Source organism: Enterococcus sp. 1001283B150225_161107_E12 (assembly GCF_015556925.1).
GTDB classification, from domain to species: Bacteria; Bacillota; Bacilli; order Lactobacillales; family Enterococcaceae; genus Enterococcus_B; species Enterococcus_B mundtii.
Genome location: NZ_JADNNI010000021.1, coordinates 25,454 through 38,141, shown reverse-complemented (window position 1 = coordinate 38,141; position 12,688 = coordinate 25,454). Strand labels below are relative to the sequence as shown.

The following is a 12,688-nucleotide window of genomic DNA, read 5'->3' as shown; positions in this document are numbered from 1 at the left end:
TCCACCTACTTTTCATACCCGTTAGGATGGCTTTCATGCCATGCCCAAGCAGTTTTGATGATTTCTTTCACATCTGTATATTCAGGTGCCCAGCCAAGGATTGCTCTCGCTTTTTCACTTGAAGCTACTAAACGACTTGGATCACCCGCTCTTCGTGGTGCGATTTTCGCAGGGATATCGCGGCCTGTGACTTCTCGTGCTGCTTCTAGCATCTCTGTGACTGAATAACCTTTATTACTTCCCAAGTTGAAGAAGTTACTTTCATTTCCAGCTTTTAAATATTCTAAAGCTAAAATATGTGCAGCAATCAGATCTTCTACTTGTACATAATCTCTGATGCATGTTCCGTCTGGGGTATCATAATCATCGCCATAGATCGCTAATGACTCTCGTTGGCCTAAAGCCACTTGTAAAATGATCGGTACTAAATGAGTTTCAGGTGTATGATCTTCGCCGATCGACGCATCATTCTTAGCTCCTGCTACATTAAAATAGCGTAAAGCCACATAACGCATGCCATATGCTTCGTCACACCACTTCATCATTTTTTCCATCATCAACTTGCTTTCGCCATAAGGATTTTTCGGATTCGTTGGTGACTCCTCTGTGATCGGCGATTCTTTTGGCTCACCGTAAGTCGCAGCTGTTGAAGAAAAGACGATCCGTTTCACATCAAACTCGTGCATTACTTCTAATAATACTTGCATGCCATAAACATTATTATTGAAGTAGACTAAGGGTTTTTCAACTGATTCACCGACTAACGAGCTCGCTGCAAAGTGCAAGACGCCCTCAATCGTTTCTTTTTGGAAAACTCCGCGTAGAAATTCTTTGTCACGAATATCTCCTTCATAAAAACGTGCATCAGTATGAACTGCTTGACGATGGCCTGTCAAAAGATTATCCACGACTGCTACATCATAGCCCTTTTCAATTAATTGATCGACGGCATGGGAACCAATATAGCCTGCTCCGCCTAATACTAAAATTGTCATGTTAAGACTCCTTTATCCATATAATTATATTCGTTATTTATTTTAACAAAAGTGATGACCAGAAAACAGGGACTTTTTTGACAAAACCTTCTTTCATTTTATTTAGTAAATTTATAATAAAACATTTAGTAAATTTTTTCAAGAATTTATTGTAAAGGGTTTCAAATAAAAAAACGAAAGACTAGCGTTTTTCCTTGTTTTGCTTCATAATAGAAGTGTCAAATAGATAAATGAGGTGAATCATTATGAAAAAATTTGTATCAGGTATCTTAGTAGGTAGCTTGGCTACTGTAGCAGCTGTGGCTGGTTTAGTAACTTCTGTGAAGAAAACAGTCATCGACCCAATCGACGAAAAAGAAGCAATGATTGAAGAAAATCGTAAAAAAGCAATGAGAAAACGTGTATCACGATAAGAACGAGTGATTGAAGCATTCAGCTTCAAAAACGAAAAACCCAAAAATTGTTCTTCAATTTTTTGGGTTTTTTTATTTCTAACAAGTTTTTTCTAAAACTCACATTTTTAAGTTACGATAGAAATGGAAGCTGACGAATAGCACAGTCAGGTTTCTTCTATCTCCCTCGTGCTATCCAAAAAGAACGTTCCTACAAGAGGTCGGGACAGAAGTGTTTAGCCTCGAGAAATAAGGCGCCATCCACGAAAATTGTTCTTCAAATTTTTGTGGATGGCGCCTTATTTCTGAAGAGGTTACTTCTGTTCCCGCCGTTTATTCGGTTTTAGGTGGTGGGAGAGAACTAATGTCCCACTCTCCTGAAGGAACGTTCTTTTATGATTCTTCAGCTAAAATCAGTTGTGCGATACGATCGATTTGTCTAAGGTTCCAAAAATCGACATGGGGTCTCGGAACGGAGGCCGTTAACCATTCTACCCCTTCTGTTGGGATGCCGATACAATACAAATTGTTTTGTACTTCCCCATGTGCATCGATCACACGTGAACTTTCTCGTTCGATCGCTACCGCACCAGAAACGAAATCGCCACTTGGATCATGCAACTGGAATGGCTGAAGGACCTGGGCATCACGTAGACTGATCAAGGCTGGATTTCTCGTTGTTCGTAAGTCATTTTTTGGTAATCGTGCCTCAATAAGGTAGTCACTTGTAAGCCCTTCTCGTTCGAGGTAAAATCCTTTGTCCTTTCCTACTACAGTAAAAGAAGGTTCCACCAAATGGAATATCCCTGCATCGATCAATGCTGCTAATTCCTGGGTTCTTCGTAAAGGCGGACCAATAGTAAAAAAAGCATCAAACGTATTGAACCATTGCCACAATACTTCTTTATATTCTTTTGCAGAAAAAACTTCCCATAGCATTGCTTGATGCACCATGTTTCGCCAATCTTTCAATGCATCCAACGTCGCAATCAATGGACCGTCCACATTCCCTTTTTGCGCTTCATTGATTTGATCTTCGATATATCTCCGACTCATTTGTGGATAGGGTAACGTGTGGTCGGTCAAGTGATCAAGTAGGTTCCAAGACCACAAATGGTTTGCTAATGCAGGATATTTTTGCAGCCATTCCTTTTCTGTAGCTCCAAGAAAGACTTCTTGAAATTCGCTGAGAGCAATCGACAACCCATGTTCCTCAATCACTTTTTTATAATAGAACAATTCGAGATCTTTTTTTAAGTCCGCAAAGAAATCTTGTCCAGTCAGTTTTTGGGTCCGATAGTACGTATTTAATCGTTCTTGCGTCAGAATAACTGGCTGTGCCACCTCGCCAACTTTTTTCTGGTTGCGTCCATGGGGATAGTAAGGTAACCCTCGCCGAGAGCCACAATAGACGATAGGCTCTTCTCCCGACGGACGATAAACCAATCGACCTTCCAATTCTTCAAAGCGACCGCCTCGTTGTTGTGTCAACAAACCGATATAATCGAAAAAACAGAGTCCTAACCCCCGAACAAACACCGGTTCTTGGGCAGGGATCATCGATAAATCAACATCGGCTGGATTAGCTGGTCCTTGGTAAAATAAGTGATGCTCAGCCGCATACTCACTTAATTGTCTTTCTTCTGACGTTCGTTCATGTTCCCAATGACCCGTTGCTAGGATCAGATGGTCCACCACATAGGCTTCGTCTTTAGTTTGTAGAATGAATTGTTTCTCTTTCTTGGTGGCTTCGATGACTAATTCTTGTATATAATTGAAACGATCAGAAAATCGTTCTTGTAGACGCGCGTAAAACCATTGGAGATAGACGCCAAAAAAGCGACGACTTGTTGGTTGGTTTTCTAATAAATTAGCTGCTTCACACAAAAACGCTTCTTTTTCTTTGATAGTTGTCTTACTAAGATAAGAAGGAGCAAATTCTTTCGCCCATTGATAAAGATTCACTCCGTTAGCGACCACGCCGCCACTACTTAATGTCTCATCCGTAAACATCGTCACTTGTGACGCCAATGAATTCATCAGTACTTCTTTTGGCTGATCGACTCGCCAAACCTTGCCACCGATTCCACTTGGATCAAAAAGGAGGATCTCAATATCTTCTTCTTGTTGATTATAGAGTAAACGCTCTAACATGCTAAGTCCACGAGGACCTGCCCCGATGATCCCAATTCTCATCTATCCACCTACCTATATGTATTTGCTTGGTTATCACGCATCTTTTCTCTTGATTTCACTCAATACGCGCTACAATGATTTACTTGGCTAACTCACTAAGGAGCAACAGTTCTTCATGTTTTTCATTCTGTGAACAACTGATTTCCAAATCACATCCGTAAATCAAAAAACCGAATTTAGGAAAATACTTGGTGCTGACTACCTTTGTTATATCCTCTCATTCCATCATAGCATAATTTTTCTGCAATAAGAAAAAACAACAAGAAAAAAGAGCGAATAACCGCTCTTATTCTTGTTGCTACTAAAGTAACATAAGAAGTACAAGACTCCTCGTTAGATTTTTTTACTTTTGATTTTACCTGACCAACCATCATAGCCACCTTTTAAGATATAGATATCTTGGTAGCCTGCTTTACGCAGTTGGTTAGCTGTACGAATACTCAAACTTTTCTTTTGATCATAAATATAAACCGGTTGGTCTTTACGAATCGAACCAAGTGAATTTTTTAGCACTGTATAAGGAATATTTCTAGCGCCTAAAATATGACCCGCGTCAAAGACATCTTTTTCACGAACATCGATGACTTGTGCACGACGCATTCCTTCACGAAATTCTTCTTCTTCAAGCATTGTTGCAGAACGTTTAGCCATTACTCGTAAGTAAACTTCCCAAAATACGATAGCTAAGATGATCAGTAATAAAATGATGTTAATAATCCATAAAACCATGTCGTGCCTCCACTTTATTCAGCATATTTCAAGGCTAATGAGGCAGCACCGATGACGCCTGCTTCATTTCCTAATTCAGCTAATTTGATTTTTGTTGATTCTCTCACTTGTGGGAAGGTAAATTCTTTGAAGTATTTCTCCACACGACTGCGTAAAAATTCTCCCGCAGCTGATACACCTCCACCGATGACAATACTTGATGGATTCAACGTGTTTCCTAAATTCCCGCAAGCTAGTCCTAGATATAGACAGACACGATCGACCACCATCAAACCAAATGGATCATCTGCTTCTGCTAATTCAAAAACATCTTTACTTGTTACTTCTTCACCATTATCAAGCATCGCTTTCAAGCGTGAATCACCGGCATATTCTTCTGCCAAATGACGGGCCACTCGAACGACACCTGTCGCACTTGAGACAGTTTCTAAACAACCACGTTTGCCACAAGTACATTCGAATCCATTTGGATCGATCGTAATGTGTCCTACTTCTCCAGCGGCTCCAGTCACACCATGAAGTAAATGACCATCCGCCACGATACCGCCACCAACACCTGTACCTAGAGTGATGAATACGACATCAGGATCATTTTCGCCTGCACCTTTCCAACGTTCGCCTAGTGCTGCGACATTGGCGTCATTATCGATGGCAAATTTGATGCCCGTTCCTTCTTCAATCATTTTTTTGACAAATTGAAGCTCGCGCCAGTTTAAATTGTACGCACCAATCACTGTACCAGCTTCGCTGTCGACTGTCCCTGGTGTCCCCATACCGATACCGATAAAGCCTTCAGCTTTCATACCGTATAAGTTCAGACGATGATTGATAGATTCAATGATTTCAGGAATAATGTGTTTGCCATCATCCAAAATATTGGTATCGATACTCCATTTCTGTTGAATTTCTCCGTCAGGTGTCAAGATCGCAAATTTTGCTGTTGTTCCACCTAAATCAATCCCAATAATTTTTTTGTCCATGATCAAATTCCTTTCTTTCTGCTCTCTTCGATTCGGTGTTCTCTTTTTAAGATGTGCCACGCAGTCATATATGTTTCGTGATCGATCAAATGATTATCATAAAGCTTACGTAATTCGATCGTCATCAATTCAATATCATAAATCCGTGCGCCCACATAAATATAGATACCAAACCTCTTGAATAGCTGTTGTACGTCGTATAAGCTTTCCATTTAAAGCACTTCCTTCACATTATACAAGTATTCCATAATTTTTTAAACCCACTAAAACACATATTATAAAAAGAAAGAGAAAAACGATCGACGATATAATACGATGATGGATCGAGTAATCATTGGATCGATTTGGTAATCCTAATAGATTCCCTATCAGGAAACCTCCGATCAAGCCACCCACATGTCCCCAGATATCCACTGAGGTATCTGATATACCGAATATAAAAGAAAAAACAATGAATATCATGTAACGGCGTACCAGCTGTTTTACCACATAATCATTTTTGTAATGAATACCTAGAACAAATAATGCACCAAATAAACCAAAAAGCGATGTACTTGCCCCACCAGATAACACATTCATTTCATTGAAGGCAAAACTGGTCACATTTCCCATGATACCACTAAGTAAATAAATCAAGAAAAAGCGCCAATGACCGTATACCGTTTCGATTTGTGAACCCATAAAATACAAGACGACAGAGTTCAGTACAAAATGCATCATCCCAAAATGAATAAATATTGGTGTGATCAAACGCCACCATTCATGTAGGTAGGCAATATGCTGGCCAGACATGCCTAGTTCAAAAGCCACGCTATTACCAGGTAATACCTCCATTGCGAAAAAGACGATTGTTTGGATCACTAAAAAAATCTGTGTTAAAAATGGCCCATCGAGCCAAGATTTTAATTTGAATTGTTGCTGCCGATTTACTTTCATATATACCCCCTTGTTTTTTTAGTCGTTCAATAAATGTTGGATTTTCTTATCAAAGTCTTCTGGTTCCCAATCATTATGAATCATCTCTTTGAACGTCAAGCTGCACGTTTGATGCGGATACTCTTTCAGATAGCGATCATAGTACCCTCCACCAAAACCGATTCTGTACCCATCTGGATGAAAGATGATTCCTGGGACGATCAATAAATCGATCATCGTTGCCTCATAAAGATGCGTTGAAACAGGTTCTAACACACCAAAACTTGAACGTTCCAATACTGTGTTCTCAGAGAACTCATAAAATGCCATTTGACGTTTCGGCAATGTCTTAGGGATCACAACGATTTTCCCTGAAGCTCTCGCTTGTTCGATCAACGGTCGTGTATCTATTTCAAATTCATTTGAAAGAGTTATACCGATGACTTGCGCCTGTTTCCAATACTCGGTTGCAAACAATTGCTTATAGATTTTTTGTTCTTTTTCTTTTTTATAGCCACTTGCAGCAATTTTTTTAAGTTCATTAATGCCAAATTGACGGAGCTGTTCTTTTTTCTGCTTTTCGTGTCCCAAATAATCACCTGCCTACCTTCTGTTAAAATGGTAGCGGAAAACGGAGAAAATAGCAATTTAACTTTTTAGATTTTTGGATTTGTTCTGTCTAATTTTAGTTAGGACATCGATCTATCCCCATTTGATGTTAACAATCGTCAATCATTCATTCGTTAGATAACACTGAAAATCATTATAGTTTATGTGGAATCGATGAATAAAGTTTACTCTTTCTTGATGTATACGGCAGAAGAAAAATCATTCACAGACTAGATGAACACTAGTGATGCGAATGATTTTTTTGTTTATATTTGTTTTTCAATTTTCAACTTAATAATTCATGAATAGAGAATTTTTACCATCTATAATTTCTATCTTTTATTATTCGTAGTTGATATAGATTTTACTTAAGTAATTGTGTTCTAAAAATAAAACAATTGCTTGAACTACTTCTTCCAAGCTATCTTTCATTGAGGTTTGATTGATTTTGTTGATATCAAAACATTTTAATTGTTCAATAATAAGGGATTTATCTTTGATTAACCACGGTGAATCATCATACCATCCCTCATGATGAAAGTATTCTTTCAAAATCCCCTTTTTTTCTAAATTACAATCTAATAAGTGATCTAAAATTGTATCAAAATACCCGTTCCAAATTATAAGTTTATTGCCATCAGCTACAAAAGAAAGCTCTGCTTCTCCTTCAAAACCTTCATAAAACTTATTGTCAATCATACCATTCACTCCTTCCAATGACCTTTTTCCAAAATTATAATTTGTTCTGTAGTAGCATTTCCTTTTTTTCTTGCATTTATAGCATCATACCATTTATACGCTTCTACCCATTCATTATCACCAATTTTGAAAAAATTTTGGGGCTTGTTCCCTCCATTTCCAGGTAGTATTCTTTGGATAACCCATGTATTGCCCTGTTCTACAGGTGCTCCTGGAGTTCTTGTATGCCACCTCACTTCATACTTAAATTCACCATCATTCCACTTATAAGTAATCTGTTCATAACCAGCATTCATTGTCTTGGCATTAATTTTTACGTTATCAGGAATATCTATAGGTGCTGTTTTCTTATATTGATTTGCAATTTTAAGTTTCTCTGCTTCAGTTAGCGTGGATAGCTTTGGTATATTTCCACCACCCACCTCCTCAATCTTACCATTCTCCACCTGTTTCACACCAGTAGTCGTCAATACTTTGTATGAGGCGTAAGTAAAGCCTAATACCATCAAGGCTTGACCGAGTTCGGATTCATTGATCCATGTGTAGCCGTCTTTGACGTATTGCGAGGTAGAGACAATACTGCCTAAGAGTGGGTCTAGTTTTTCGCCGGTTTCGTAATTGACACCTTGACGCCATGCTGCATTGACTTTCTCTTGGTAGGTATCGTACGTCATCAATTGGATCAGTTCAGGGTCTAAGTAGTGACCTACTTTCGTGACATATTGATACAGCTCGGGATTCACGATGCCGTAGCCTGATTGCTTGTCTTCGATTTTCCAAAAGACACGTGGGTTGCCCTCGTTATCGTGAATAATGAGAGCATAGACGTTGTACTTTTCTAGTTCTTTGTTTTTAGTTGGATCGATGCCTTTTTTCTCGTTGTCTGCTTGTTGCCATTTGTCTTGGATCGTAGTTGTCCAGGACAAATCTTTTGGCATAGAGAATGTTTTCGTTTGGCTATTCCAAGCAGTTTTCGTTTGAGCAAGTCCTTGATTGACTGCTTGTTCGAGACTTTTGATTTCTGTAAAAAATTGCGCGGAGCTTTGGTTGTAAGCTAAGAGTTTTTGGAGTTTTTCTTCCAGTTTGTGTTTCAAATCATGATACATCGTGAGTAACAACGTATTCTGACTGAGTTGAAAGCTTTGATGTTCTTCTGGCATATGAGGTGAAAGAAGCAATTGTCTTATTCCCTCGGCTTGAGTGATATACTGATTCATTTGGCGAATCTGTGCTTCTAATTCGGATTGTTTCAAGCTGATGGAATCAACTTGATTTATGTATTCCTGTGGAAATCGTTTTGCTGCTTTTTCGACCGCTTCGGAGAGTAAGATTCCTCCTTGGACGAGTGGGTAAAGTACTTGGGAAAAATAGGCTTTCGCAGCGTCGTAGGTTTTCCCTTGGAGATTGGGCGTTTGTAAAGTGAATTGAGTGATGGCTTGTTGGAGATTTTGGTAATCAGTGACTTGTTTTTGGCAGAAGTGACTGGCGCTCGTGGCTTGGGCTAAGGAATCCGAAAGATACATATCGATACTCATGTGTTTTGATCCTCCAACAAAATTTTTCTTTTCTCAAAGCTAATCTCATCAAGCTTTTGCGTGATTTTTTGTTGTTGGATCATTTCGTAATGTTGGCATTCATCAAAGCCATTCATCAATCGCCTACTTTGATGTGAAAACTCCGAGGTGAATGTTTCGATGGACGTAAAGGTATTCGATTTCTGGTAAGACAATTGTAATCGAAATAAGAAGTTTCCGATTTCTTTAAAGTGATTCTGGTAATCTGAACGGCAGGCATCAAGTTGTTTCATTTTCTTTTCCTGTTCTTCTCTTTTTGCTTGCAGCAACGTTTCCTCGGTATCAAGATTTGTCCATTGATTCATTAGCGTCTCTCCTTAAAAAGATCTCGACTTAACTGAGTGTCTAGTGTAGAAAATCCTTGAGCAGCAGTTTGCAATTGATTAGCAGCGCCTGAGATGGCTGAGGCAATTTGATTGGCTGAGTTTTTAGCGGACGTTATGCTACTTTGAATGTCTTGATTGCCAATTAGCGTGGTGCGTGTGTCATTTTGAAGCGATGATGCTTGGTTTAAAGGGCTGGTTGCACTGGTGATTCTTGAAGTGGACTGTTGGGCTTGTTGAGAATTACTGCTGAATGTGGCCATAACTTCCTCCTTTACCATAATGTTTAGATAGAACGCTTACATATTCATTATAACAATACATAACCTCTCGGTGGGTGAGAATTCTATTAGATAGGTCTTGTTACTTTATTTCTTATCTGGTTGTTGAAGGTATTTCTCAATGGACTAAAAAACACTGAAGGAAAAATCTCCTTCAGTGTTCCTCTATGCTATCCAAACTGATTCCAACATTCTGCTCTTATCTTATACGGATAGTTGTTTCTTCTGAATGTAAAATAATAAATAAAGAAAATACGGCGCACCCAAGACAGCAATCAGGATTCCTGTTGGTACTTCTCCATCGGGTAAAATGACGCGCGCAAGAATATCAGCAATGTTGACAAATAATCCTCCGAACAAACCACTGAATAGGAGTGCCCATTGATTTTCTTTACGTACAATGATTTTGGCAGCATGCGGTGCGAGTAACCCCACAAAGGACAAGCTACCTGCGACAGCCACACTGCCACAGGCTAAACCAACAGCAAGCAGTAATAAAACTGACTGACTTCGTGACACATTCAGTCCTAAGCTTTGCGCACGTTCTGGTCCAAAGGATAAAAGACCAATCCTGCGACTATAGAAAAACGCTAAAGGGATCAGAATAAGTACCCATGGCAAAAATGCAGTGACATAAGGCCAACTGGCGCCCCAGATCGAACCTGCTAACCAAGCGTTCACAAACCCATAATTTTCTTTTGATATCTTTATCGTACTTAATAACATTGCCGCAGAAAAGCCGGCATTTACAGCGATACCTGAAAGGAGCAAGCGATTCATCGCCACTTGTCCCGAACGCTGATAGGCAACAAAATAGACTAGACATGCAGCAAGCGTGCCGCCTAGAAAGGCAACAAAAAGCAACAAGAAAGGTGACGCATGGCTAGTAAAAAAGCCTAAATATAGCATCACGAAAAAGCCTGCACCGGAATTGATGCCTAAAATACTTGAATCGGCTAATGGGTTTCTAGTTACTCCTTGCAAAAGATAGCCAGCGATTCCTAGACAGGAACCTGCGAATAAACTGATCAATAGGCGTGGCAAGCGAAATTCTGTCAGAACCAATTGTTGGACCTGTGTTCCTCTACCAAGTGCGACATCGATCAATTGGTCAATATAAAGAAACGGTGTACCGATCATTAAACTGATTCCCGCAGTCACAAGCCATAAAAATAGTAACAGGCCAATCCCCCAATATATTTTTTTCACACGCGTTCCCTCCTAACTTGTACTAATAAGAAAGGGACACCGATCAAAGAGATGACTAAGCCAAATGGTGTTTCAAAAGGTGGATTGATCATTCGTGCCACAAAGTCTGCTAACATGACTAAGATTCCCCCAGCGATAAATGAAGCTGGCAAGACATACCGATAATCCGTACCGACAAAGCCACGAACAACAGGTGGAACCATCAAACCAATAAAAGAGACGGGCCCAACTAAAGAAACAGCTAACGCTGCTAAGATCGAAACAAAGATGAAAACCAGTACCCGTGTGCGCTGTGGATGTCCTCCTAAGGCGATCGCATGGGATTCACTCAAATGGATCAAGGAAATCGACTTTCCTAATAGAAAAGAGGCAATAACCGCCAATAAATAGATAGGAGAAAGAACGAGCAACTGTTGCCAAGTAATATTAGCCGCACCGCCAACAAACCAAAAAGTCAAATCTTGTTGTAGATTAAATAACTGGGTCAGTGCTTGGCTGATTGCCGTAAAAAAAGAACTGATCGCCACACCGGCTAAAATCATCTGCATGGTGCTGAGTCCGATTTTTGAAAAACTAAAGAAACCTAGAACCGTCATCGTCACGATCAACGACCCGAGCAATGATAGTAGAAAAATTGAAAACGGCGAAGCTTTAGGTAAAAAAGCAAAGCTAAATGCCATGGCTAACGACGCACCTGCATTGATCCCTAACAATCCTGAATCTGCCAAGTTGTTTCGCGTTACCCCTTGCATCAAAGCGCCACTGAGGGCGAAACAGCTGCCCACGACAAATGCTCCGATGACCCGAGGCAGACGGATATTACGAATGATCTGCTGGGCTTGATCAGTTGGATCGAACTGGAACAACGCCTGCCAGACTTCATTGCCTTTAACTGTAGAAGCACCATTATACAAAGCAAAAAAGAAGACAATGATTGCCAATAACAGAAGCAGCCATAGGGTATTTATTTTTTTCCCTTTCCTCATCATTTTCCCTCCGGTTTCTTGATGAGATCATATGTTAAAAAGACAGGTTTATTTGTTTCAGGTAATTGAACGATTTGTGCTTCGATCTCAAAAATCTCTCTCATCCATTCTTTCGTGATGACTTGTTCTGGGGTCCCATTGACGATTAATCGCCCTTCTTTCATTGCGACTAAATAATCGGAAAAGCGGGAGGCATGATTGATGTCATGGATCGACATCAAAATCGTTGTTTTTTTCATTCGGTTGATTTCTTTCAGCAGATCTAAGATCTCCAGTTGATGCGCAGGATCTAAAAAAGTTGTTGGTTCATCAAGGATCAAGATATCTGCTTCTTGAGCTAACGCCATCGCAATCCAGACTCGTTGGGCTTGACCTCCGGATAAACTCGCTAAGTCTCGATCTTTTAGCGAGATCAGATCCGTCGCTGTCAATGCCCACTCAATGGCCTGCAGATCTTGATCATCCATGCCACTGAATAGTTTTTGATAAGGATATCTACCGTAAGAAACGACTTCTTCGACTGTCATTCCTAATGGGTATTCACTCGTTTGGGCTAGTAAGGCAAGTTTCCGAGCTAGTTCTTTCGAATGATAGGTCGTCAAGTCACGATCGTTGACTAATATTTTACCGTTTTTTACAGGAAGTATGCGGGTAAAGCTTTTTAATAGTGTAGACTTTCCACTGCCGTTCGGGCCAATCAAACTGGTGATTTTCCCTTCTGGTATAGCGACAGACAAATTTTCAATTATCGTTTTGTTGGGGTAACCGGTAGTAATTTCAACTGCATTTAATCTAGACAT

At 39.8% G+C, this 12,688-nt stretch carries 15 protein-coding genes; 1 reads left to right on the top strand and 14 read right to left on the bottom strand.

Translation table 11 applies throughout. The features are described from left to right. Window positions 1-5 precede the first annotated feature (5 nt). Window positions 6-995: a UDP-glucose 4-epimerase GalE gene (galE, locus tag I2F89_RS13690; protein WP_065096439.1), complete on the bottom strand. Its 990-nt coding sequence runs from the start codon at window positions 993-995 to the stop codon at window positions 6-8. A 245-nt stretch (window positions 996-1,240) separates the two neighbouring features. Between galE and I2F89_RS13685 the strand changes: the two genes are divergently transcribed. Continuing rightward, window positions 1,241-1,408: a DUF3042 family protein gene (locus I2F89_RS13685; RefSeq protein WP_010735150.1), complete on the top strand. Its 168-nt coding sequence runs from the start codon at window positions 1,241-1,243 to the stop codon at window positions 1,406-1,408. Window positions 1,409-1,780: 372 nt separating this feature from the next. On the opposite strand, the gene I2F89_RS13680 is transcribed toward I2F89_RS13685, so the two are convergent. The 13 genes from I2F89_RS13680 to I2F89_RS13620 all read right to left on the bottom strand — a co-directional run bounded on the left by I2F89_RS13680 (window position 1,781) and on the right by I2F89_RS13620 (window position 12,688). Then, window positions 1,781-3,583 carry an FAD/NAD(P)-binding protein gene (locus tag I2F89_RS13680; RefSeq protein WP_086334826.1) on the bottom strand — a complete coding sequence of 601 codons (1,803 nt, stop codon included), beginning with the start codon at window positions 3,581-3,583 and terminating at the stop codon, window positions 1,781-1,783. Window positions 3,584-3,916: 333 nt separating this feature from the next. Continuing rightward, window positions 3,917-4,312: a rhodanese-like domain-containing protein gene (locus I2F89_RS13675; RefSeq protein ID WP_010735146.1), complete on the bottom strand. Its 396-nt coding sequence runs from the start codon at window positions 4,310-4,312 to the stop codon at window positions 3,917-3,919. Between the two features lie 14 nt (window positions 4,313-4,326). Continuing rightward, entirely contained in the window at window positions 4,327-5,292 is a 966-nt protein-coding gene (locus tag I2F89_RS13670) for an ROK family glucokinase (RefSeq protein WP_195514507.1), read from the bottom strand. A gap of 2 nt (window positions 5,293-5,294) precedes the next feature. After that, a complete protein-coding gene (locus I2F89_RS13665) occupies window positions 5,295-5,504 on the bottom strand; it encodes a YqgQ family protein (protein ID WP_065096497.1) in 210 nt (69 codons plus the stop codon). Between the two features lie 19 nt (window positions 5,505-5,523). Next, window positions 5,524-6,228 carry a rhomboid family intramembrane serine protease gene (locus tag I2F89_RS13660; RefSeq protein ID WP_065096498.1) on the bottom strand — a complete coding sequence of 235 codons (705 nt, stop codon included), beginning with the start codon at window positions 6,226-6,228 and terminating at the stop codon, window positions 5,524-5,526. A gap of 18 nt (window positions 6,229-6,246) precedes the next feature. After that, entirely contained in the window at window positions 6,247-6,798 is a 552-nt protein-coding gene (locus I2F89_RS13655; RefSeq protein WP_065096499.1) for a 5-formyltetrahydrofolate cyclo-ligase, read from the bottom strand. Window positions 6,799-7,158: 360 nt separating this feature from the next. Then, window positions 7,159-7,515 carry a hypothetical protein gene (locus I2F89_RS13650; protein ID WP_065096500.1) on the bottom strand — a complete coding sequence of 119 codons (357 nt, stop codon included), beginning with the start codon at window positions 7,513-7,515 and terminating at the stop codon, window positions 7,159-7,161. 5 nt (window positions 7,516-7,520) lie between these two features. Then, window positions 7,521-9,050: a transposase gene (locus tag I2F89_RS13645; protein WP_195514506.1), complete on the bottom strand. Its 1,530-nt coding sequence runs from the start codon at window positions 9,048-9,050 to the stop codon at window positions 7,521-7,523. Further along, window positions 9,047-9,394, bottom strand: coding sequence for a DUF3958 family protein (locus I2F89_RS13640; RefSeq protein WP_086334752.1), 348 nt, complete (start codon window positions 9,392-9,394; stop codon window positions 9,047-9,049). Before I2F89_RS13640 ends, I2F89_RS13645 begins: the two co-directional genes overlap by 4 nt. Beyond that, window positions 9,394-9,675: a TIGR04197 family type VII secretion effector gene (locus I2F89_RS13635; RefSeq protein WP_086334828.1), complete on the bottom strand. Its 282-nt coding sequence runs from the start codon at window positions 9,673-9,675 to the stop codon at window positions 9,394-9,396. The genes I2F89_RS13640 and I2F89_RS13635 overlap by 1 nt, the downstream gene beginning before the upstream one ends. A 222-nt stretch (window positions 9,676-9,897) precedes the next feature. Next, window positions 9,898-10,902, bottom strand: coding sequence for a FecCD family ABC transporter permease (locus tag I2F89_RS13630; RefSeq protein WP_074800798.1), 1,005 nt, complete (start codon window positions 10,900-10,902; stop codon window positions 9,898-9,900). Continuing rightward, window positions 10,899-11,888 (bottom strand): FecCD family ABC transporter permease, encoded by a 990-nt coding sequence (locus I2F89_RS13625; protein WP_195514505.1) that lies wholly within the window; start codon window positions 11,886-11,888, stop codon window positions 10,899-10,901. The genes I2F89_RS13630 and I2F89_RS13625 overlap by 4 nt, the downstream gene beginning before the upstream one ends. Then, the gene (locus I2F89_RS13620) at window positions 11,888-12,688 is read right to left on the bottom strand and encodes an ABC transporter ATP-binding protein (protein WP_023519886.1); all 801 of its coding nucleotides are present in this window, start codon (window positions 12,686-12,688) and stop codon (window positions 11,888-11,890) included. The genes I2F89_RS13625 and I2F89_RS13620 overlap by 1 nt, the downstream gene beginning before the upstream one ends.

Excerpts from the sequence above, each read along its gene's own strand:
- I2F89_RS13685 (WP_010735150.1), top strand. The coding sequence starts at position 1,241 with ATGAAAAAATTTGTATCAGGTATCTTAGTAGGTAGCTTGGCTACTGTA.
- I2F89_RS13650 (WP_065096500.1), bottom strand. The coding sequence starts at position 7,515 with ATGATTGACAATAAGTTTTATGAAGGTTTTGAAGGAGAAGCAGAGCTT.
- I2F89_RS13640 (WP_086334752.1), bottom strand. The coding sequence starts at position 9,394 with ATGAATCAATGGACAAATCTTGATACCGAGGAAACGTTGCTGCAAGCA.
- I2F89_RS13620 (WP_023519886.1), bottom strand. The coding sequence starts at position 12,688 with ATGTCTAGATTAAATGCAGTTGAAATTACTACCGGTTACCCCAACAAA.
- I2F89_RS13635 (WP_086334828.1), bottom strand. The coding sequence starts at position 9,675 with ATGGCCACATTCAGCAGTAATTCTCAACAAGCCCAACAGTCCACTTCA.
- I2F89_RS13625 (WP_195514505.1), bottom strand. The coding sequence starts at position 11,888 with ATGAGGAAAGGGAAAAAAATAAATACCCTATGGCTGCTTCTGTTATTG.
- I2F89_RS13645 (WP_195514506.1), bottom strand. The coding sequence starts at position 9,050 with ATGAGTATCGATATGTATCTTTCGGATTCCTTAGCCCAAGCCACGAGC.
- I2F89_RS13680 (WP_086334826.1), bottom strand. The coding sequence starts at position 3,583 with ATGAGAATTGGGATCATCGGGGCAGGTCCTCGTGGACTTAGCATGTTA.
- I2F89_RS13675 (WP_010735146.1), bottom strand. The coding sequence starts at position 4,312 with ATGGTTTTATGGATTATTAACATCATTTTATTACTGATCATCTTAGCT.
- I2F89_RS13660 (WP_065096498.1), bottom strand. The coding sequence starts at position 6,228 with ATGAAAGTAAATCGGCAGCAACAATTCAAATTAAAATCTTGGCTCGAT.
- I2F89_RS13665 (WP_065096497.1), bottom strand. The coding sequence starts at position 5,504 with ATGGAAAGCTTATACGACGTACAACAGCTATTCAAGAGGTTTGGTATC.
- I2F89_RS13670 (WP_195514507.1), bottom strand. The coding sequence starts at position 5,292 with ATGGACAAAAAAATTATTGGGATTGATTTAGGTGGAACAACAGCAAAA.
- galE (WP_065096439.1), bottom strand. The coding sequence starts at position 995 with ATGACAATTTTAGTATTAGGCGGAGCAGGCTATATTGGTTCCCATGCC.